Genomic DNA, 21,809 nt, shown 5'->3' with positions numbered 1-21,809 from the left:
CATTTTTTGGGTATACAAGCATGATAAGTTTGCGCTTGGCTAAGCAATTAAAACTTATTGGCTTGCTGCTCGGACCAATCGCCGATAACGGGAAGCTTGTTCAGCTTGCCTTGCAGCGTCAGCAGCATAAGACCGATCCATAAGATGAAGCCGATCGGTGCAAGCAGCAGGCCTAGAAGCCAGCCGATAACAGGGATAAAGCCGAATAAGATATTCAGCACAATGATGGCAACAGAAACTACGATCGATTGAACCGCATGCAGTCTGACGAAACGGCTATTCTTTTCTAATACGAGAAAAATAATGCCCGTAATGAAGCCTCCCAGATAACAAAGCAAGCCTGCTACCTTAGGGTCAAGACCGGTGGAGGAGCTGTCCGGTTTTAAGGATGGAGGTTGTTGCAATGGTTTCACCCTTTCTCTACTTACATATTCTTGCAATGATTGTATTCGTCATTTGCTATTCATAGACCTTTTTCTTTTATAAAATAATATCCAGAATTGGTATCATTATATTGTAAAAGATTTGTAACCTGTTTCGACAAAATATCGTCTAAAATGAGAGTGCATATTTATAAAAGAATCGATACAGATAGGAGAAGTTATCATATTATGAATAAACGCAGATGGTTGTACGCGGCATCCGCCGCCGTCGTTATCATTGTCGTTGCAGGTTTTTTTAACCGCAGCACCTTGGCTATGATGGGCTTTGATTGGTTTCTTGAAGGCCATGTAACAAAGCAGCTAGAGCAAACTTACAAACCGATAGATGGACGGGAGCCTATTCCGGTTAGTACAATAGATAAGAAGCAGGATCCGTTTTCCGTGCTGCTGCTTGGCGTTGACCAACGCGGCAATGAGATCGGACGCTCCGACACCATGATCTATACGGTCGTTCGTCCGAATGACGGGGATCTTCTTATGGTCTCGATTCCAAGAGACATGTATGTAGATATCGTAGGGAAAGACAAAAAGGATAAAATTACGCATGCCTACGCTTTCGGAGGAGCAGGAATGGCGATGGATACCGTTGAAAAGTTTCTAGACGCTCCGATTCAATATTATGCCTCCATTAACTTTGAAGGTTTCCGGCAAGCCATCGACACGCTCGGCGGAATATCGCTGCCGATTGAAGAGGATATGGTCAATGATGATCCCGACCACGAGAAGTTTGTCATTAAAGCAGGCCAAGACACTTATAATGGTAAAGATACTCTAAACTACGTACGTTACCGGGAGGATGCCGGCGGCGATGTAAATCGTACAGAGAGACATCAAATCTTCTTGAATCTTCTGATGGATAAAGCGAAGCAAATGAATCAATGGTCCAAGGTTCCTGATCTTATGGATATTATGGGTGATAACTTTAGCACGGATATGCGGCCGCAGCAGCTGGTCGACTTAGGCCAAGGCTTGCTGCAAACCAAAGAACGGCATATCTACAGCCACTCGCTGATTGGCAGCGGACATCGGTTGAAAACCGGGGGCGCTTGGTATTATTTTGCCGATGATGAGGATTTGGCGAAGGTACAGACGATGATTAAGAGCTGGTTAGATGCAGACACGCCTGCTTCCAGCCTGATATTGCCGGAAAAGTACACAGAAGACAAGGTAAAAGAGGTTGGTACGCTGGCGAGCGGCGGGAATTCCGCCAAGCAGTGATTGGGGAGCTTACTCCGGTCCGTCTGCTGCCTTCGACCAACAGGAAATAGAATGAGCAAACGGAACGGAGTTGTTGGGGAAAATGAATATCGCGTTTTTTTTATTGCCGAAACAAGAGGTCGTATGCCTGACACAGGATGCTACCTTAAGGCAGACGCTTGAGAAAATGGAGCATCACCGCTATACCGCGGTACCTATTATTAATGACGACGGCGGATATGCCGGCACCGTTACGGAAGGCGATTTGTTATGGTACGTTAAGGACCATGCCGACCTTTCGCTGGAGCAGACGAACAAAGTGAAGCTTATGGACGTGCCGCTGCGCATGAACAATAAGACGGTTCGAATCGATGCCAACATGGACGATCTCATCTCACTGGCAAAGCTACAGAACTTTGTGCCTGTCGTCGACGACCGGAACCGGTTTATCGGAATCGTTCGCAGAAGCGAAATTATTGACTACTGCCAGAAAATTATTACGGAGCAGCATAATGTTTTGCAGGATTAATAACGAATTCCAAGCATTATCCGCATTGCCAGGTACTATTTTCAAACCGGGCAGGGCAAACTAATAAGAACGGAGACGGAATGGAGGGACTGTTCCGTCTTTTTGTTTTTGCGGGACATGCTGGCACAGGCGGGAATGTGCGTGATATGTTTAGCTTTTATGCTATAATGAGTTGTAAAAGTTTCGTAAGAAACCAGATTATATGAGCAAGAGGTGAACGGTTTGAGAACCGGCTTGAAACCAGTGCTGTGGAGCTGTGCGGCACTCCTTTTATTATTGTCCCTTCTAGTACCGCTCTTAAACGTCATTACCATGCTGCTGCTTATGGTGCCTTATGTCGTGCTCTATACGACCTTGTCGCCTAAAGCCTTTGCACTGCATCTGCTTCCGGTATGGGTGCTGGCATTCATTATCGGTGGACCGGCCACGCTTATTATCGGGTTATTTTTTCTCATACCGTCAATTGTGATGGGCCACTTGTATATGAAGCAAGCGCCCGCCTCAAAGGTTGTCCGGACGGTCGGCCTTGTCTTTCTCGCGCAAATGATGCTGGAGCTGCTTATATTCGAGGTGTTCTTGGATATTTCGCTTATTAAAGAGCTGAGCACATTCGTACGCGTTTCCGTTGAGGACCTCATGGCGCAGAGCTATCTTTCGACGCAATGGGATTCGGAGCTGACCGATATCGTGATCCATACGATGGTGAATTCGATTCCGGTTACCTTTATTATGATTTCCTTCATGATCACCGTAATTGGGCAGTTTCTGGCCCGCAGGGCGGTAAAGCGGAGCGGAGGACCGGACGTGCCAAGATTTACGCGCGCTAGGGAGTGGCGTTTGCCGCGCTTGCTGGTTGTGCTGTACCTGATTGCCTACGTCATGGAGATGCTCTCATCTACGACAAATGATTCTTTTTTTGCAGTCGCATTGCTCAACCTGGTTCCTCTGCTTAGTTTTGTTTTTGCGTTTCAGGCTGTCGGATTTTTCTTTTTCCTTGCCCACCAGCGAGGATGGAATAAAGCGGTACCGGTTCTCATAGCGATTCCGGTGTTATTGATCCCGCCGTTAAGCTTAATTGGCGTGCTGGATACTGCTTTCCCAATCCGCAAGTCGTTTACGAAACCATAGCACAGGAGCGGATAGGAAATGCCGAAGTTTTTAGTTACACGTTGGCACGGCATGCATCAGGTATGGGCGTTTGTACTGATGGTGCTGATGTCGGTGACGCTTGCCTGGTTCGAGTGGCTGCTTGGCCTGCTTGGATTGCTGCTTACCGGCGGGGTTTTGTTTTATACGGTAATGGCGGAAAGAGCCTTTCGCAAAGACCTTAAATCGTATTTAGGCACGTTGTCTTATCGGGTGAAGAAAGCGGGCAATGATGTTGTCAGCGAGCTTCCTTTCGGAATTATTTTATATAACGAGGATCGAATCGTAGAATGGCATAATCCCTACATTGCAAACATGGCGGATCGTGAAACGGTTATCGGCATGCCGCTGGCGGAGCTCTTTCCTACGCTGCAGCAGGTGAAGGAGCGGGAGGGGACAATCGAAGCCATGCTCGGTTCCCAGGTGTACCAGCTGATATTTAAGCCGAAGGAACGCATCCTGTATGTCAAAAACATTACGGACCTGTGGCAGCTCGGCCGCAAATATGATGATGAGAAACTCGTTCTTGGCGTTGTGATGATCGATAATCTTGAGGAAGTTACGCAGGGCTTGGACGATCACCAGCGCAGCTCGATGCTGGCCAAGGTTACAACGGAAATTACCGAATGGGCGCAAAAATATCATATTTATTTGAAAAGGCTCACCTCGGACCGGTTTCTTCTAGTGACCGACCAGCGAACGCTCAAACAGCTTGAGCAGTCCCGGTTCGTCGTTCTGGACGAGGTAAGGGAAATTACCGGCGATCATAAAATTCCGGTCACGCTCAGCATCGGCTTCGCGGCAGGCGCCGAGCATATCACGGAGCTTGGCCAGTGGGCGCATACGAGCCTGGATATCGCGCTCGGGCGCGGCGGTGATCAGGCTGCGGTCAAAGTCGGGAGCCGCCAGTCCTTTTACGGGGGCAAGTCGAATGCAGTGGAGAAGCGGACGCGGGTGCGCGCACGGGTCGTTGCCCATGCCCTGCGGGATCTGATCAAAGAGAGCCACAATGTGGTCATCATGGGGCATAAAATGCCCGATATGGATGCGATTGGAGCGGCAATCGGGGTGATGAAGGCCGCGCAGCTATTCGGTAAAGAGGCTTATATCGTGCTGGAGGGCGTTAACCCGGCCATTCAGAAAATGATGGAGCTTATCCGGGAAGACGAGAAGCTTTCCAAACGGTTTGTTTCACCGGAGCAGGCAACCGCCTTGATTACTCCGCAGTCGCTGGCTGTGGTCGTGGATACCCATAAGGTATCCATGGTGAAAGAGCCTAAGCTGCTTACGCAGACCGAGCGTATCGTCGTTGTCGACCATCATCGCCGCAGCGAGGAATTTATCGCGAACGCCATTTTGGTCTACATGGAGCCTTATGCATCTTCAACTTGCGAGCTCGTTACGGAGCTTCTTCAATATATTCATGATCGCGTCGTGCTGGATGTCAGGGAATCAACAGCACTCCTTGCCGGCATTACGGTGGATACCAAGAGCTTCTCGCTCCGGACGGGCGCGAGAACGTTTGAAGCGGCATCGTTCCTGCGCCGAAACGGCGCCGATTCGATGATGATTCAGCGGATGCTGAAGGAAGACCTTGAGGAATACGTACGCAAGGCGGAAATTATCAAGCATGCCGAAGTGCTTTATGAGCATGTGGCAATTGCAGTAACAGAAACCGGCCGAAAATATTCGCAGCTGCTCATCGCGCAATCCGCCGATACGCTGCTGAATATGACGGATATCCTAGCTTCCTTCGTTATCGGGGAGCGGGCTGACGGCCTCATTGGCATCAGCGCGCGTTCGCTGGGCCATATGAATGTACAGGTTGTCATGGAAAGAATGGGCGGAGGCGGACATTTAACGAATGCAGCCGCACAGCTTGAGGGGACCGTAGTCGAAGTAGCAGAACGTCTAAAGCAGGTTTTGGACGAAATTGAAGCGGAAGAGGGGTTATTTGAATGAAAGTGATCTTTTTGCAGGATGTTAAAGGACAAGGGAAGAAAGGGCAAGTAAAGGATCTTTCCGAAGGGTATGTACGTAATTTTCTATTGCCGCAGGGACTTGCGAAGCTGGCGTCTGACGGCAACCTGAAGACGCTTGAGGTTCAGCACGCTTCCGAACAGAAGCGCAAAGAGAAGGAAAAAGAAGACGCGCAGGCGCTTGGCAAGAAGATGGAAGAAATGACCGTCGTGATCAAGACAAAAGCAGGCGAGGGCGGACGGTTGTTTGGCGCCATTACGAGCAAGCAAATCGGCGAAGCATTGGCAGCGCAAGGCATTAAGATCGACAAACGCAAAATCGAGCTTGAAGATCCTATCCGTACGCTTGGCGTTACGCAGGTTATCGTGAAGCTTCACCCTGAAGTAAAAGCAAAGCTGAGCGTGCAGGCGGCTGAAGAATAGAAAGCGATTGGGCTTGTGAAGCAGCATTGCTACGCAAGCCTTCGCTTATGCTTACGAAGTTAGGTTTGCACCGCAAACCAAAGCTTTTGTTTACGAAGTAGGATTGCTTTGCAATCCTTTTAGGAGGTTCCCATGAGTAATGAGCTGATGTTTGACCGTGTTCCACCGCAAAACCTAGAGGCTGAACAAGCTGTCATCGGAGCCATATTGCTGCATGCGGAAGCGCTTATTACAGCGATGGAGCGGGTGCGCAGCGAAGACTTCTATAGCGGTCCCCATAGACAAATTTATGAAGCGATGGTCGAAATCGCCGAAAATAACCAACCGGTCGATCTCGTTACCTTGACCGCTCATTTGCAGGATCAGCATCTGCTTGAGGAAATCGGAGGAGTCAGCTATTTAGCGAAGCTGGCCAACTCCGTTCCAACGGCAGCTAACATTGACTACTATGCGCAAATCGTTGAAGAGAAATCAATGCTTAGACGCCTGATCCGCACCGCAACGAATATCGTATCCGACGGATACGCCAACTCGGAGGATGTAGGCGTCCTGCTTGGCGATGCCGAGAAAAAAATTCTTGAAATATCCAATCGGCGTTCAGGCAGCGGATTTATCTCCATCAGGGACGTATTAATGGAGGTATTCGAGAAGGTTGAGCAGCTGTATCAGGATAAAGGCGGCACGACAGGCATCCCGTCCGGTTTCACGGATTTGGATCGTATGACCGCCGGCTTCCAACGAAGCGACTTGATTATCGTTGCTGCCCGTCCTTCCGTAGGTAAAACAGCATTCGCACTGAATGTTGCGCAAAATGTGGGCGTTCGCGCCCGGGAGACGGTAGCTATCTTCAGTCTGGAGATGTCAGCGGCTCAACTGGTTCAACGTATGATCTGTGCCGAAGCGAATGTTGATGCGCAGCGCATGCGTACAGGCCATCTGGAAGGCGATGATTGGGAAAAACTGACGATGGCGATCGGCTCCTTGTCCGAAGCACAAATCTTTATCGATGATACGCCGGGGATTACGGTAGCTGAGATTCGTGCCAAATGCCGTCGCCTCAAGAAGGAAAAAGGGCTTGGCATGATTATGATCGATTACTTGCAGCTCATCTCCGGCCGCGGCAAAGCGGGCGAGAACAGGCAGCAAGAGGTATCTGAGATATCGCGTACGTTGAAGCAAATCGCGCGTGAGCTCGAGGTTCCGGTCATCGCGCTTTCGCAGCTTAGCCGGGGCGTTGAGCAGCGGCAGGACAAGCGGCCAATGATGTCTGACCTTCGGGAATCCGGATCGATTGAGCAAGATGCCGACATCGTATCCTTCCTTTACCGGGATGACTATTACGATAAAGAGTCCGAGAAAAAAGATATTATCGAGATCATCATAGCCAAGCAGCGGAATGGACCCGTTGGAACGGTTGAGCTGGTGTTTCTCAAAAAATACAATAAATTCGTAAGTATTGACCGTGCGCATCAGGATCCGATGCAGGCATCTTGAATTTCCGAACAATTGCATGGGTAGCTATGCAATTGTTCGTTTTTAGTTTGACTTCTCGAAGATGGACTGCTACACTATTAATGCTGTCTTTTGACTTGTATCACGATGCAAAGAAATCCTTTTTACGGAGGAAATCTCGTGCTGCAGCATTTTGACGGTAATTTTCGGTGCTTATAAACACCGGACGGGGGTATAATTATGTCTACGGTTGTTGTTGTTGGTACACAGTGGGGAGACGAAGGTAAAGGCAAAATCACTGATTACTTGGCAGAGGGAGCCGACGTCGTCGCTCGTTACCAAGGAGGAAACAATGCCGGACACACGATCCTTATTGATAACAAAAAGTATAAATTGACGATGATTCCATCAGGTATTTTCAACCATAATAAAACTTGCGTCATCGGTAACGGAATGGTCATCAATCCGGAAGCGCTGATCGACGAAATTAACTATATCCATGATAACGGCTTCTCGACGGACAACTTGAAAATCAGTGACCGCGCGCATGTTATCATGCCTTACCACCTCGTGCTTGACGGACTAGAAGAAGACCGTAAAGGCGATAATAAAATCGGCACGACACGCAAAGGGATCGGCCCTTGCTATATGGATAAAGCAGCGCGCAACGGTATCCGTATCGCTGATTTGATGGATGCGGAAGAATTCGAAGCTAGAGTTCGCAGCATCATCATTGAGAAAAACCAATTGATCGAGCAAGTATACGGCGGATCGCAGCTGGATGCGGATTCCATCGTGCGTGACTATCTCGGTTATGCGGAAATTCTGCGTAAATACGTAACCGATACATCGGTTGTTCTTAACGACGCGATTGATGCCGGACAGAAGGTATTGTTCGAAGGCGCTCAAGGCGTTATGCTCGACATTGACCAAGGAACTTACCCGTACGTTACGTCCTCCAACCCGTCGGCTGGCGGCGTATGTATCGGTTCTGGCGTTGGTCCTTCAAAAATCAAACAAGTAATCGGCGTTGCCAAAGCGTACACGACTCGCGTAGGCGATGGTCCTTTCCCAACGGAGCAGGATAATGAAATCGGCCAATTGATTCGTGACAAAGGCCATGAATACGGTACGGTAACAGGCCGTCCTCGTCGCGTCGGCTGGTTCGATACGGTTGTGGTTCGCCATGCGCGCCGTGTCAGCGGGATTACTGGCCTTTCCCTTAACTCGTTGGACGTGCTTACAGGCCTTGAAACCGTGAAAATTTGCACAGGCTACAAATTGCGCGGCGAAGTTATTGAAACCTACCCTGCAAGCCTGAAAATGGTTTCGGAGTGCGAAGCGGTTTACGAGGAACACCCAGGCTGGTCAGAAGATATTTCAAACGCAAAAACGCTTGAGGATCTTCCAGTCAATACGCGCAACTATTTGAACCGCGTTTCCGAGCTTACCGGTATTCCAATCGCGATCTTCTCCGTGGGACGAAACCGTGAGCAAACTAATCCCGTTCGTCCTATTTACGAATAGAATGAATATTGAAAAAGGATGGCCCGTATAGGGTCATCCTTTTTTTGATCTTTAGGGATCGTTTTCCGGCTTAGACAGAGGGACTTTCTTCCTCGGTTGAAGCATCGGATTACCGTGCCGAAGGCTTTAATCCCTTACGCACCCAAGCGGCAATGAGAAGCAGAAGAGGAAGGGCGATCCCGTTCAAAATGTAATATACAGCCATGAGCATGGGCACTGTTGAGCCGTGCTGGGAGCTGTTTATCCCCCAAAAGCTAATAATAGGGATCAGCATGCCAACGGGAAGCACCATTGGTTTGTGATCAGGCAGCTTCAGGAACTGGGAGACACCGATCACAAAAGCGTAATAGCCAAATGTCAGGCGGGTAAAGATAAGCGCTGCCCAAACCATCATGAGCACGGACTCCAAATGCTCGAAAAATTCGCTAAAAGAAACATACCGGCTAATCACCATAAACGGGTAATGGTACATGCCGGTTGCATTTCCGAGAATGGAAACGACATTCCAATTAATCAAAACCATCATACCGCAGAAAAAGACGACGGAAAGCATGGCCCACTTCGTTAACTTATTTCGATTATGAACATAAGGGATATAAAATGCTGCCATAGAAAAAATGCCAAACCAGAGCTGCATGATAAATCCCCCTTTAAGGGATGGAAGAAAGCCGTATTCAAAGATTGGCGAGACAGGCGTGAATTTGGTATACAGCGGGATGAAAATGAGCCCGACTAAAAATAGGGGAAGCGGTACAAGCGCTGCAGAGAGCCTGCATATGACCTCCACTCCTGCATAGACGGCAGCTGCACAAACCAGAATTAAACTGCCTGCTATAATAACAGGTGGCGTTTCAGGCAGGAAAGACATACATACAAAATCAGTAAATTGCCGTAATACATAGGCTGTACTATAGAGTGTAAACGACAAAAATAAAAGGGAAACAAGCGACCCTGCGAATTTACCGGCAATCTGATTTGCGTATTGCACAATCGTTTGCCCCGGATAAAGCTTGTGGAGAGCAATTAAAATCCCCATGCAAAGAAGCCCTCCCGCTAAGCCGCATATCGGGGCAATCCACATGTCGAGCCCGGATGCATTGGCTGCCAAGGTAGGCGCGGTAAGAAAGGCTGTTCCTATTATGGCAGTAAACATAAGCATGCATAGCTGGACAGCGGAAATCGATTCTTTTCGCAACTGTATTGCCTCCATTTTGTCTATGGCTTGATAAACGAGCCGAATAACGAGTGCATCTCGAACTCAATAAACTGTTGCGGGCCTAGGATCTCTCGGTTCGACGATATGACTAGCGCTAGGGCCCACTGAACAGTTAAAAAGACGGCAAATATTATTTTTGTTTTCCGATCCGTGATCCGTGGCCATTCAATGGAAAAGATGGCAGCAACAACGATGGTGATGAAGGTAAGAGAGGTGAAACTCATGGCTGATCTCCCTTGGGGTTATTGAACATTTTATTTTTGCCGATAAGCCCGGAACGCAGAACGGTTATTTTCACCTTGTAGTTCACTTCAATGGCGGGGAAGATTTGATCCCAGTTTTTTTTGTGTTTATTCCATTCCTTCGGATAGTGCCGGTGAAATTGATCGGAAAAACCAAGAACGTCGGTATTGGTCTTCTTCGCGATCTTCACAGCCATTTGAATTCTTTCTTTGAGAACGGAGGCAAACTGTGTTTCCAGCTGATCGATTACTGCCGGATTTACTACATCGATGTCAGCTGTATTCTGAATAAGGTTGCCTGCTGCTTTAATAGCTATGTTAACCTTCCATTTGCCATCCTGGATGCTGGGCGTCAGCTGGCAGCGGCTGTCTAAGATGTTCAGGGTTGTAAAACCAGCCCCCCCTTCGGGATGAGCAGTTAGCGTTGCCGTTTTAATTTCGTTGCGGAGCCAGAGAAGGCCGCGCGTTTCTTGGACATCATAGACCTGGTTCATTTTTAAGTCCTTGAAGGATGCAGCTCCCGCCAGATAGGGGCTAATTTTATTGCCGCTCTTTTTTAACCGGATCCAGGGAATGAGAGCCGTATGGGCTTCATCGGAAAATTCGACGATGGCATCGAGCAGGGCTACATTAAGTCCGGTCTGAAGGACGGACATTTCCCGCAGCACCTCCGCGCTGTTACGCTCAATTTGCGGCTGCCAATTCAAAACCTGGTCAGCGGTGCCTTTGCTGATATATACATTGGCCCGTTCCCTGGGATGGGGATGGCGGGCAAGAAAATCCATAGGGTCTTGAATGCCGGAGCGGGCGAGCTTTTCTCCGAATATGAATACATCAGCCTGTCCCCAGAAAAATTTGCGCGAAAGCAGCTCCTGCAATTTGGATGCAGCATCGGAGGTATTTAAGCCGACGGCACTTTCGACCAGTGACTGCTTCATCTGCGAGCTAGGCCCGCTGCCCATGGATTGGGAATCTGAGGAGGTGCCGGGAACAAAGAGCTGAATCGTCAGCTTTATTTTGCGATCCTCGGTCAAGTCAAAGCCTGCGCCGGTAACGATGGCTAAATCGTTTATCTCCGTTCGATCCCAGCAGCCGGAAAGGCATACCAAGCATAATAATAAGAGCAGGAGACGCGGGAAATAGCTGGAAAATGTCGTTTTCATGCGAATCAACCCTTTTTTTATCTGGAATTAGTTTTTCGCATCCGAAATTTATTCCATAAAGATCCGGTGAAATGCGGTCTCGTTGACATCGCCCAGCGCGGCGACCTAATCAACAACGTATCCTTGAGCTGATCCGTTTGCATCGGAGCAATAGGCGAAAGAAACGGCACACCGAACGAGCGAATCGTCAGCATATGAATCACAATCAGCAATGCAGCCAGCACGATGCCGTAAAGGCCGAGCACACCCGCGCAGAGCATGATGGGAAAACGGATAAGCCGCATAGCAAGCGCGAGCGAATAGTTAGGAATGAGAAAAGAAGCAACCCCCGTTATGGCGACAACCATAATCATGGGGGATGACACGATACCCGCCGAGATGGCAGCTTGACCAATAACTAATGCACCGACAATGCTAACGGCAGATCCTACTTGCTTGGGCAGGCGAATGCCCGCCTCACGCAGCGCCTCGAAGGTCACTTCCATTAATAGGGCTTCTACAAGCGCGGGAAAAGGGATCTGCTCCCGTGATTTGGAAATCGTGAACAACAAGGAAGTTGGAATCATCTCCTGATGAAACGATAGCACGGCTACATAAATGGAAGGCATGAATACCGCCATTAAACCGAGAAAAAAGCGCAGCCATCGAATCCCTGTGGCTACTATCGCCCGCTGGTAATAATCCTCCGGAGACTTCATTAAGCTGAATAAAGTCGCCGGTGCGATCAAAGAAAAGGGCGTGCCGTTAACAAGCAGCGCAACACGGCCTTCAAGCAAGCCCGCGCATACGACGTCGGGCCGTTCCGTCGCATGGAGCTGCGGAAACGGCGACAGGGGCTCATCCTCAATCATTTCTTCGATCAAATTTGAATCAATGATCCCGTCTACGTCGATTTTCTTTAAGCGTTGTTCTAATTCATCAACGAGTCCCGGATCTACGATTCCTTCTATATAAGCGATGGCACATGCGGTTTTGGTATAACGCCCAAGCGTAATGGGCTTTAACTTAAAAGCAGGCGTTTGGAGCCTTCTGCGCAGCATGGAGGTGTTCACCCTAAGCGTTTCGACAAAGCCCTCGCGAGGACCTCGCACGACCGTTTCCGCTAACGGTTCATCTATGGCTCTCATGACCCAGTGCGGAATGCTGAAGGAAACCCCGGAGGCTTGTCCGTCGATGAGCATTACCGCATTTCCTGCCGAAATATAATCAACCGCTTCTTGCATGGAATTCACTGTCTGATAGGCAGAAATTGCAATATGCGGAAGCACGGCCGACCAGCCGCGCTCTAGATCTGATATGGAGTGGTTCTGAAGCGGCGCTAGCAGCTGCGAATCAATTTCCTTTATATCGGCCATTCCCTCAATATACACGATGGCCATGCCCAGTCCGTCTTTTGAATGGAATTCATGAAAAATAAGATCTGATCCATCGAGAAAGAGCTGGCGCAGCACGCTGATATTAGCAGACAAAGATACGCTCAGTTCGCTGGCAAGCAGCTCGCGCTGTTTGGCAAGAATAGCTGTCAGCTCAGGATAAGGCTGCTGCTTGTCTTGTCCAGATGGCTCTTTTTTCACATCATTCTCCCCCTTAGCCTTAACAGGTAGATTGCGCAGAAGATGCCCAAAACATGCAGACAATGGGAATATAATACGAGAAGAGAGAATGTCTGCCCGTATTCTTGACCATAATGGTATATAACAGATTATGGTAAATATAGCTGCGGTATAGCGTGGCAGAAGCTGTGGTACGAAGGGAATGTAGCGGATGTTAAAACGATTCGGATGGCTGGCTAAATTGGTTGCCTCAGGGCTGATATTAAGCTTTTTGTGTATTTGGACAACGGGTTATATCGTCACAAGTTATGTAGAAACAATCTTAAAACAATTCAATTTGCCGCTTGAGGTGCCGCCAATGGCTATGTCAGGCGTATGGGGCAAGCTGTGGGGAGCAGATCCGCTGGTGACAACGGATATGGCTGGGAAGGAAGACACAAAAACGACGGACGAAAAGGCACCGCAAACCAATGCGGATGAGAGCGGGCAAGACGATCCGCCGGCATCGGTAGATGCTTTTAGCCAGGCGTCCGATCCTCCGCTTACCGATATCGGAATCGGCGGCGGCACGCAGGCGGGCAGCGGCGCTGCGCCGGATGGAACCGGGAACGTAGAGGAAGGGACCGCGGGAGCCGAAGGAGCCGGGAACGCAGAAGAAGGAACAGCAGGAGCAGAGGGAGCCGAGGTAACCGAGGGAGTCGAAGGTACCGAAACGGCGATGACGACAGAGGAATTAACGGAAGTAAAGGAACAAATGAGCGATGCGGACAAGGATGAGCTTTTTGGGCTGTTAATGAGTAAATTGCCTCAGGAATCGTGGCAAACCATCTCTCAATATATTGAAAATGGGCTGACGGAGCAAGAATTGACAGCCATTCAACAAATCATGGCACAGCATCTCGACAAAACAGAATATACCCAAATGATGGACATTCTGAAGAAATATTAATATTTTGAATGTTGTGTAAAGGTTGCCCCAATTGTTGGGCATATGTTAAAGTATTAGGCGAGTGATCCGACAGGATAATTCGCCTTTTTTTATTGTCGGAAACCGGAAAAAAAAGTTGCATTAGCGCGAAAAGGAGACAATCATGACCGTTTTCAGGGACCAAGGTCGGATTCAGAAGGTATGGAATCAAACGATTCAGTACTTTCGGCAGGATCGATCGCAACACTTGAATGGCAAGACAAAGCAACCCGTAAGCGACTCGGTCAAAGCGCCATTTTGGCGAAAAAAACCGGTACGGCTGGCGGGCGGGGCTCTCGTACTCCTCACAGTAGCCGGATTTAGCGGAATCCAATACGTCCAAGCAAACACAGTCGAATTTTATAACGTATATATGAATGGCACAGCAGTTGGAACCGTAAACGATCCACAGGAAGTAGAGCAGCTCGTTCTGCTGGAAACCGAAGAGGTTCAGCAAGCCAATCCTGGCATTAACATGGTGCTGGATACCGGAACAATTACATACGAAGCGGATCATGCTTTTAAAGGTACGCCGGATACGGAGGGTACGCTGGACAAGCTTGAAGGCTTGTTTGCTTCCCATGCGGTTGGCGTCGAAGTAAAGGTTGATGGAAAAGTCGTTGGCGTTGTTAAGGATCAGCAGACAGCAGATGAGGTTTTATTGCGCGTGCAGAGCAAGTTCGCACCGGAGCTTGCCGCAGCTAAGAAAGATACAAAGGAAGTCAAGTCGCTTTCTTTTAATGCAAGCGAAACCGCTGCCCCGGCAGCGGAAACAAAGCCGGCAGCTAAGACGCCTGGCCGAGAGGTTACGGAGGTCGAGTTCGTTGAAGCGGTTTTGACCGAGTCCATTGATACGGATCCCAAGCAGATCATGGAAGCGGAATCGATTTACAAGATGCTCGTACAGGGCAGCATTCAGCCAACCAAATACACGGTAAAAGCCGGTGACTGCGTGGGCTGCATCGCACAGAAGTTCGATATTTCCCCCGAGGTTATCTATAAGAACAATGCATGGATCAAGGACGACAAAATTACGATTGGCGATGTGCTGGATTTGACGGTCCTTCAGCCGGAGCTTACGGTGAAGACGACGGAAAATCTGGTGGAGATTGAAACCATCGAGCCGCCGGTTGAAATTAAGAAAAATGCGGACATGCGTGTCGGCGAGTCCAAGACGCTGTCTGAAGGAACATCAGGCCAAAAACGGCTAACCTATCGCATCGTCAAGCAGAACGGTTATGTAGTCACTGAAGAGCTTCTTACCAAAGAGGTCATTAAGGAAGCAACTCCGAAAATTGTCGTACGGGGCACTAAGGTTATTATCGGCGAAGGAACGGGCCGCTTTGCCATGCCGGTATCCGGCTCGAGATTGACCAGCAAATTCGGCCAGCGATGGGGCCGTATGCATAACGGTATCGATTTAACAGGGAGCAAGAACATTCATGCTTCCGATAACGGTATCGTCGAATTCGTCGGAACGAAGCCAGGTCTAGGCAATACGATTATTATCAATCATAAAAACGGATATACCACGGTTTACGGCCACCTAAGCTCGTACAAAACAAAGGTAGGCGCTGTGGTTGAGCAAGGCGATACGATTGGTATTATGGGCAGCACGGGAAATTCGACAGGCGTTCATTTGCATTTTGAAGTGCACAAGAACGGCGTTTTGCAAAATCCTTTAAAGTACTTATAATTTATACCCAAATTCGATCAGGAAGAATCACTCTCGCATATAGCGAAGCGGTTCTTCTTTTTTTTATTTATATCCGTGAAATTCGACATTTGCCGCAGATAATATCGGCAGCTCTACTGGCTTGTTTGACTAAAGGGTGTCTTCTATAGCGTTACAGGAAAAACCTTGCTAACATGAAGGAAGTTTCATTGTGAAGTCAGGGATAACGTGTGTTAAAATAGAAGTTACAGACGTAAACGACTAAGGACAAGCGACGGGCGGGTGTGACGATGCACGGAAAAATATTAGTGGTCGATGACGAACAGCCGATAGCCGATATTATAAAATTTAATTTAGAGAAGGAAGGCCATCAGGTCATCTGCGCTTTTGATGGCGGAGAGGCGGTGCGCCTTGCGTTTGAAGAGCTTCCGGATTTGATTTTGCTGGACCTCATGCTTCCGGTAAAGGACGGTATGGATGTTTGCCGCGAAGTACGGGCGAAGCTGCAAATGCCGATTATTATGCTCACAGCCAAGGATACGGAAATCGATAAGGTGCTTGGGCTTGAGTTGGGCGCGGACGATTATGTGACAAAGCCATTCAGCACAAGGGAACTGCTTGCGCGGGTGAAGGCGCATTTGCGCAGGCAGCAAAAGCCTGCGGCCGGAGCAGCTGGCGGCGAGCGCGCGAATGCTGCAGGAGAGCCTGCCGAGCAGGAGCAGCAGGGCTTTAAGCTGTTTAACCTGTTTATCGATACGGATATGTACGTGGTATACAAAGACGGCGAGCCGCTCGACCTGACTCATCGGGAGTATGAGCTCGTCTATTATATGGCCCGCAACAGCGGGAAGGTTATGACTCGCGAGCATTTGCTGCAGGCCGTATGGGGTTTCGAGTACTTCGGGGATGTGCGGACAGTCGACGTAACGATTAGGAGGCTCCGCGAGAAGATCGAGGATGATCCGAGCCGTCCGGAGTACATTATGACCCGGCGCGGACTCGGTTATATGATGCGTAATTCCAAGTCTGGAGGCTTCGCGTAGGATGAAGGGCAAGAGCTTCTTCCGAACCATTCAGGTTAAGCTGGTCATTATCTATTTGCTGCTCATACTCGTGGCGATGCAGCTGATTGGCGTTTATTTTATCAGCACGGTTAAAAACTCCTTAATAGACAGCTTCACCAAAAATTTAAAAGAGCAGGCCGATATTCTATCGAAATTTGCCGCTCCGAGCTTAGCGGCTAAGCCGGATATTGAAGGCGATTCATCAGAAAGCACGACGGAGGATCTTAGCCTTGTCGTTCGCAATCTGTTCAGTATCAGCGGCGCCGAGGTACAGGTGCTGGATTCGAACGGCAAGATGGTAGCGACATCGGTTCAGGGCAACCAGTCCTATATCGGCCAGAAGAACAAATCGCTGGCCGTGAGCAGGGCGCTTCAGAACATAACCGACAACGAGCAAGAAATTATCGATGAGGACAATACGCGCAAGAAAATGATCGCGCAGCCGGTGACGATCAACGATAACAAGGTCGTCGGCGTCGTATATGTCGTAGCCTCTATGAATGAGCTCTATGAAACGGTGAACCGGGTCAATCAAATCTTCTTTTCGGGTACATTGATCGCGCTGGGGCTTACGGGTGTGCTCGGCATTTTGCTCGCCCACACCATTACGAGCCCGATTCAGGGATTGACTCGGCAGGCAGAGGCCATTGCGCAGGGGAAATTCGATCTTCAGGTTCCGGTGCTTGGCGATGATGAGATCGGCAGCCTGAGTGTCGCTTTTAACGATATGACGATCAGGCTGAAGGAAGCGCTGTCGGTCAATGAAGAGGAGAATGAGAAGCTTGCTTCCGTTTTATCGAATATGAGCGACGGCGTAGTCGCGGCTGACGAGAACGGCAAGGTCATTGTATGGAACAGGCGTGCGCTGGAGCTGCTGGATGTTCGGACCTTTGAAGGACTTTTATTATCCGAGCTGTTCGAATTGTCGGAGCAGCGTTTGGACGAGCTTCAGCAAGGCCGTGGCCAGACGCTGCTTATTGAGCGCAATGCGGATGAGCAGGATATGAGCGACGGCGATGAGGGGCATCTGCGGGCAACCTTTACGCCGATTCACCGTCGCGACAAGGGGATAACGGGAACGATCGCGGTGCTGCAGGATGTGACGGAGCAAGAGAAGCTGGAGCAATCGCGCCGTCAGTTCGTGGCCAACGTATCGCATGAGCTGCGGACGCCCTTGACGACAATTAAGAGCTATGCGGAGGCTCTCAATGACGGCGCGCTTGAAGAGCGTGAGCTGTCCGAGCGCTTTGTTGGCGTTATCCGCAATGAGACGGAGCGGATGATTAGGCTCGTAACCGATTTGCTGCATCTCTCGCGGCTGGATTCGAACCAAGCGCCGCTCCGCCGGCGGCAGACCAATGTGCATGACATGCTGGACGAGGTCGCCGACCGGTTTTCGTTCCAGCTTAGGCAAAAGTCTATCAAAGCGGCGGTACGCGTGGATAAAGGGCTTGGATCCGCTTGGCTGGACCGTGACCAAATTGACCAAGTGCTTGATAATTTATTTTCCAACGCGATTAAATATACGCTGGACGGCGGTACTATCGAGCTGACTGCGAAGAAACCGGCCGATTCGGCATTGCTGGCGATTAGCGTCAAGGATACGGGAATCGGTATCCCGAAAAAGGATTTGGATCGTATTTTTGACCGCTTCTATCGGGTGGATAAAGCCCGCTCACGCAATATGGGCGGTACCGGCCTTGGACTTTCGATTGCCCGGGAAATTGTGAAGGCGCACAGCGGCACGATTTCACTGCATTCCGAGCTTAATGAAGGAACGACGGTTACCTTCACACTCCCGCTGCTGCAGGAAGGGGGTGAGCCGGCATGAGGGAAAAAATAAAGACAACAACGCTTATCGTTCTAGTGGCGCTGAGCCTTCTGCAAAGTTATTTGCTGGCTTACAGCATGCCAGGCCTCGGCGCAACGGTAAGAAGCGACCAGGATTACGCCAATGCCGAGCCGATGGGTACGGCAACGAGCGTAGAGAGCGTTATTTTTCCGGAGGAGCTCGTCATTCATTTGGGCGGGAATAAGCATACCGTTATTTATCCGGGGACGCAGTTCTACGAAATGATTCTTAATCAGCGCATACAGGGTAGAGAATTTAAGGGGTTCCAGCGGAGCCCTTCGGATGTGCTGAACTGGGAAGAGATTCGGAAGAATGATATCGGGATTGAACTGCGGTTCGAGAACGGGATTCCGGTGGAGCTGCTGCAAAAGCTGCTGAAGCTGGAGGGCGACCTGCTGTTTTTGAACGAGACGATTGACCGTATCTGGATCTTCAAGACAACCGGCACGGAGGAGATTCGAACCTTCTTCTTTAGTTCAGACGGTGAAGTGGTCTATGAGTCGGTCCGTGCGGATTTGACGGTACGTGACGTGCAGGACTATGTGGGCTTCGGACAGTTCCAGCCCAAATATTCCATGACGGGAGACGGCCTCTATATCCCGCTTGCACCGATTCAAACGACTGAAATGCTCTTTCCATACGAGACGTATACTCCCGATTTGATGCAGCGAAGCTTGTTCTTTGACCCCAGCACGACAAGAGCGCTGGAGGACCGGGGCGGCTCGCAAATTTATACCGATGGCAAACGGGGCTTGCAGGTGGAGCAAAACGGCAAATGGATCAGCTATACCGATCCCAGCGCGCCGCAAATTACGGAGAACCTGCTAAGCGACAATGTATATGCGTCGGTGGACTTTGTGAACCAGCACGGCGGATGGGACGGCGTACACCGGTTCGTGAACGCGATTCCGGGAGGCGAAGGCAAGGATATCAGGTTCAAGCAGTATGTGGAGCAGTATCCGGTTATTCCGACGCCGCCGTTCCGTTACGGCTATATGAGGCTCACTCTCCAGCAAGGCGATGTAACGGAATATTCGAGATCGCTCATTACGCTTGGACCGCAGTCGGAATCGCGCAGCGTGCGATGGCTGCCGGGCGGCGAAGGGCTGCAGGAAACGCTCAAGAATTACAAAAGACGCAGCGAGGTCACGGCGTTGTTCCCTGCTTTGCAGGCAGCGCCGGTGGATGAGAAGCAGCTCCGGTTCACTCCCGTATGGGCTGTCCGCTTGAAGGATGGCACGGAAGAAATGCTGGCATCGGCGTATCCGAGCGGTTACGAGCCGCCTGAGCAGCAGGATTCATCTGCGCAGGGCTCGGTGGATGAGGGCGACGCGGATGCGGACTCCGCAACAGCGGCAACCGGAGCGGGTGCTGCGGCGTTATCTGCCGGCGGGGGAAGCCAGCTCTTCTTCGGAGATAGAAAATAGCGAGACTACGGACGGTCGGAGGTGAAGGCGAGTGGATTGGGGAAGAGCGAAAAACGTGCTTATTATTTCGTTTTTGCTGCTTAATATTTTGCTGGGGTATCAGCTTTGGCTGGATATTAGAGAGCAGCTGAACGTAAATGTAAACACGGCAGAGCTGCCGCAGGATAAAGTGCTGCTTATGCAGCAGAAACGGATATCGCTTGAGGCCAATCTGCCGCTGGAAACGCCGGAGCTGGGGGATTTACCGTACATCCTGCACTCCGACAGCCGCAAAAACGCAGAGCCGGTTATATTGGACAAGCCGGTGGACAGCACAATTATTTATTCGAAAAAAGAATTATTAAAGACGCTTGGGGATCGAATCCCCGAGCTTGACCAATATGAGTTTGATTTGCTGAACAGCAGCGTCGATCAGTTCGTCCTCTATCGCGTCGTGGAAGGAAGGCCGATGTTTGATGTGAAGCTGACGCTGTATATCAGCGACCAAAAAATCATTTCGTTCCTGCAGGACCGGGTAGAGCTGCTTGGATCGGGCGAGGCGAAGCAGGTGCTGCCTGCCGCGAAGGTCGTGGCGAGCTTGATCGAGACCTACTTGCCGGATGGGGCGGTCATCTCTGATATTCAGCTGGGCTATAAAGGCCAGATCTTTGATTCGGAGAAACAGGTATCCGCGCCATCATGGCGCGTCATGCTGGAGGACGGCCATTTGTTTTATGTGCATGCAATAAACGGCGAGGTTGCAACGGATGAAGAGCAAGGGGAAGCGGCAGCGAACGGTTTACGTTAACGGGAGCGGGAGAAGGGACAGGAAAGAGCATTATGGGACTTCGATTTACAGTACTGGGAAGCGGCTCAACCGGCAATGCGACAATTGTCCAGGGGAACGAGAAGATGGTCATCGTCGATGCGGGAATGAGCGCGAAGAAGCTGGATGAGCTCATGCGGGAGCGGGGAGTGTCGGGCCATCAATTGGACGCGCTGTTTGTCACGCATGAGCATTCCGATCATATTAAAGGTTTGGGCGCTTTTGCCCGCAAATATGATTTACCGATTTATGCAAACGAGGCAACGTGGGCTGCCATGGAAAGGCATGTCGGCACGATTGCCCCAGAGAAACGCGTATTTATGGAAACGGGCGAAGAGGTATCCTTTGGTTCAATGGCCGTGCAGTCCTATCCGATCTCGCATGATGCGGCAGAGCCGGTTGGCTATTGCTTCGTGGAGAATGGCGAAAAGCTAAGCTTGGCTACGGATCTAGGCTATGTCAGCGAAAAGGTCAAGCGTCACATTATCGACTCGGATGTGCTGGTGCTGGAGGCGAATCACGATACGGAGATGCTGCGGATGGGCCGCTACCCCTGGAATACAAAACGCCGGATATTGAGCGACGTCGGCCATTTATCCAATGTGGCAGCAGGCGAAGCGCTGCTGGAGCTCATGACGGATCGAACGAAACGTGTCTATTTGGCTCACTTGAGCCTTGATCATAACTTAATGGATTTAGCGATGCTGACCGTGAATACTATCTTGGAGGATCACGGAATATTTTATAAGAAAGAAGAGCATCCCCTGCGGGCAACGTACCACGATAAGCCTACCCCATGGGATGAAGTGAGGCGGAAATAACCGATTCCAGCTGGGCATCGAGTGCATCGGCTTTGGCGCTTAACTCTTCTCTTGTTAGAATGCCCTTATCTATGAACAACTCTAGCATTGCGCTTAAAGTGAGTACGGTACGATAGTGGTCATCCTTCAAATCTGCTAGCTTTGCAGCAAGCTGAACATGCTCCCATGCAACAGGGGTTTTGGTTTTCATCTTGGCAGTTCTCCTTTGGCGGATCGATTATTTACACCTAAAAAGAAATAATTCCTGGCGAAACGGTTTTTGCCGTCCAAAAGAAACCGACAGCCGTTTACGCTTGATCGTCTGAATCTATTATTATTTTAGTCATTT

The 21,809-nt window shown here is 49.9% G+C and carries 19 protein-coding genes; 14 read left to right on the top strand and 5 right to left on the bottom strand.

Going from position 1 to position 21,809, the window contains the following annotated elements; translation table 11 throughout:
* Positions 1 to 47: 47 nt before the first annotated feature.
* Positions 48 to 413, bottom strand: coding sequence for a DUF4870 domain-containing protein (locus tag MRBLPE1_RS28775; RefSeq protein WP_364152612.1), 366 nt, complete (start codon positions 411 to 413; stop codon positions 48 to 50).
* Between the two features lie 198 nt (positions 414 to 611).
* Between MRBLPE1_RS28775 and MRBLPE1_RS28770 the strand changes: the two genes are divergently transcribed.
* From MRBLPE1_RS28770 to MRBLPE1_RS28740, 7 genes are all read left to right on the top strand, one after another.
* Entirely contained in the window at positions 612 to 1,661 is a 1,050-nt protein-coding gene (locus tag MRBLPE1_RS28770) for an LCP family protein (protein WP_364152609.1), read from the top strand.
* A gap of 82 nt (positions 1,662 to 1,743) precedes the next feature.
* Complete coding sequence (locus tag MRBLPE1_RS28765) at positions 1,744 to 2,169, top strand: CBS domain-containing protein (RefSeq protein WP_364152606.1); 426 nt, start codon at positions 1,744 to 1,746, stop codon at positions 2,167 to 2,169.
* A gap of 222 nt (positions 2,170 to 2,391) precedes the next feature.
* Complete coding sequence (locus MRBLPE1_RS28760) at positions 2,392 to 3,297, top strand: DUF2232 domain-containing protein (RefSeq protein ID WP_414698933.1); 906 nt, start codon at positions 2,392 to 2,394, stop codon at positions 3,295 to 3,297.
* Between the two features lie 18 nt (positions 3,298 to 3,315).
* Entirely contained in the window at positions 3,316 to 5,277 is a 1,962-nt protein-coding gene (locus tag MRBLPE1_RS28755) for a DHH family phosphoesterase (protein WP_364152600.1), read from the top strand.
* Positions 5,274 to 5,717, top strand: a complete 444-nt coding sequence (gene rplI / locus MRBLPE1_RS28750; protein WP_364152597.1) for a 50S ribosomal protein L9 — start codon at positions 5,274 to 5,276, stop codon at positions 5,715 to 5,717. Before MRBLPE1_RS28755 ends, rplI begins: the two co-directional genes overlap by 4 nt.
* Before the next feature lie 132 nt (positions 5,718 to 5,849).
* Positions 5,850 to 7,211, top strand: a complete 1,362-nt coding sequence (gene dnaB / locus MRBLPE1_RS28745; protein WP_364152594.1) for a replicative DNA helicase — start codon at positions 5,850 to 5,852, stop codon at positions 7,209 to 7,211.
* A gap of 198 nt (positions 7,212 to 7,409) precedes the next feature.
* A complete protein-coding gene (locus MRBLPE1_RS28740) occupies positions 7,410 to 8,696 on the top strand; it encodes an adenylosuccinate synthase (protein ID WP_364152591.1) in 1,287 nt (428 codons plus the stop codon).
* A 109-nt stretch (positions 8,697 to 8,805) separates the two neighbouring features.
* On the opposite strand, the gene MRBLPE1_RS28735 is transcribed toward MRBLPE1_RS28740, so the two are convergent.
* The 3 genes from MRBLPE1_RS28735 to MRBLPE1_RS28725 form a co-directional block, all read right to left on the bottom strand.
* Complete coding sequence (locus MRBLPE1_RS28735) at positions 8,806 to 9,891, bottom strand: GerAB/ArcD/ProY family transporter (protein WP_364152588.1); 1,086 nt, start codon at positions 9,889 to 9,891, stop codon at positions 8,806 to 8,808.
* A gap of 241 nt (positions 9,892 to 10,132) precedes the next feature.
* Entirely contained in the window at positions 10,133 to 11,317 is a 1,185-nt protein-coding gene (locus MRBLPE1_RS28730; protein WP_364152585.1) for a Ger(x)C family spore germination protein, read from the bottom strand.
* Between the two features lie 17 nt (positions 11,318 to 11,334).
* On the bottom strand, positions 11,335 to 12,891 hold the full coding sequence (locus MRBLPE1_RS28725) for a spore germination protein (RefSeq protein ID WP_364152582.1): 1,557 nt from the start codon (positions 12,889 to 12,891) through the stop codon (positions 11,335 to 11,337).
* A gap of 190 nt (positions 12,892 to 13,081) precedes the next feature.
* Between MRBLPE1_RS28725 and MRBLPE1_RS28720 the strand changes: the two genes are divergently transcribed.
* The 7 genes from MRBLPE1_RS28720 (at position 13,082) to MRBLPE1_RS28690 (ending at position 21,481) form a co-directional block, all read left to right on the top strand.
* Positions 13,082 to 13,819, top strand: coding sequence for a hypothetical protein (locus MRBLPE1_RS28720; RefSeq protein ID WP_364152579.1), 738 nt, complete (start codon positions 13,082 to 13,084; stop codon positions 13,817 to 13,819).
* 142 nt (positions 13,820 to 13,961) lie between these two features.
* On the top strand, positions 13,962 to 15,533 hold the full coding sequence (locus tag MRBLPE1_RS28715) for a M23 family metallopeptidase (protein WP_364152576.1): 1,572 nt from the start codon (positions 13,962 to 13,964) through the stop codon (positions 15,531 to 15,533).
* 269 nt (positions 15,534 to 15,802) lie between these two features.
* On the top strand, positions 15,803 to 16,555 hold the full coding sequence (gene yycF, locus MRBLPE1_RS28710; protein ID WP_364152573.1) for a response regulator YycF: 753 nt from the start codon (positions 15,803 to 15,805) through the stop codon (positions 16,553 to 16,555).
* Position 16,556: 1 nt separating this feature from the next.
* Positions 16,557 to 18,407, top strand: coding sequence for a cell wall metabolism sensor histidine kinase WalK (gene walK / locus MRBLPE1_RS28705; RefSeq protein WP_364152570.1), 1,851 nt, complete (start codon positions 16,557 to 16,559; stop codon positions 18,405 to 18,407).
* Entirely contained in the window at positions 18,404 to 19,855 is a 1,452-nt protein-coding gene (locus MRBLPE1_RS28700) for a YycH family regulatory protein (RefSeq protein WP_364152567.1), read from the top strand. The genes walK and MRBLPE1_RS28700 overlap by 4 nt, the downstream gene beginning before the upstream one ends.
* A gap of 31 nt (positions 19,856 to 19,886) precedes the next feature.
* Positions 19,887 to 20,642, top strand: coding sequence for a two-component system regulatory protein YycI (yycI, locus tag MRBLPE1_RS28695; protein ID WP_364152564.1), 756 nt, complete (start codon positions 19,887 to 19,889; stop codon positions 20,640 to 20,642).
* 32 nt (positions 20,643 to 20,674) lie between these two features.
* On the top strand, positions 20,675 to 21,481 hold the full coding sequence (locus tag MRBLPE1_RS28690; RefSeq protein WP_364152561.1) for an MBL fold metallo-hydrolase: 807 nt from the start codon (positions 20,675 to 20,677) through the stop codon (positions 21,479 to 21,481).
* On the opposite strand, the gene MRBLPE1_RS28685 is transcribed toward MRBLPE1_RS28690, so the two are convergent.
* Entirely contained in the window at positions 21,450 to 21,671 is a 222-nt protein-coding gene (locus MRBLPE1_RS28685; RefSeq protein WP_364152558.1) for a hypothetical protein, read from the bottom strand. The two genes, MRBLPE1_RS28690 and MRBLPE1_RS28685, sit on opposite strands and share 32 nt — an antisense overlap.
* Between the last annotated feature and the right edge of the window lie 138 nt (positions 21,672 to 21,809).

It is taken from the genome of Paenibacillus sp. LPE1-1-1.1 (genome assembly GCF_040676435.1).
Taxonomy (GTDB): domain Bacteria; phylum Bacillota; class Bacilli; order Paenibacillales; family Paenibacillaceae; genus Pristimantibacillus.
The sequence above is the reverse complement of the archived record's forward strand: the minus strand, read 5'-3'. Positions and strand labels throughout refer to the sequence as shown.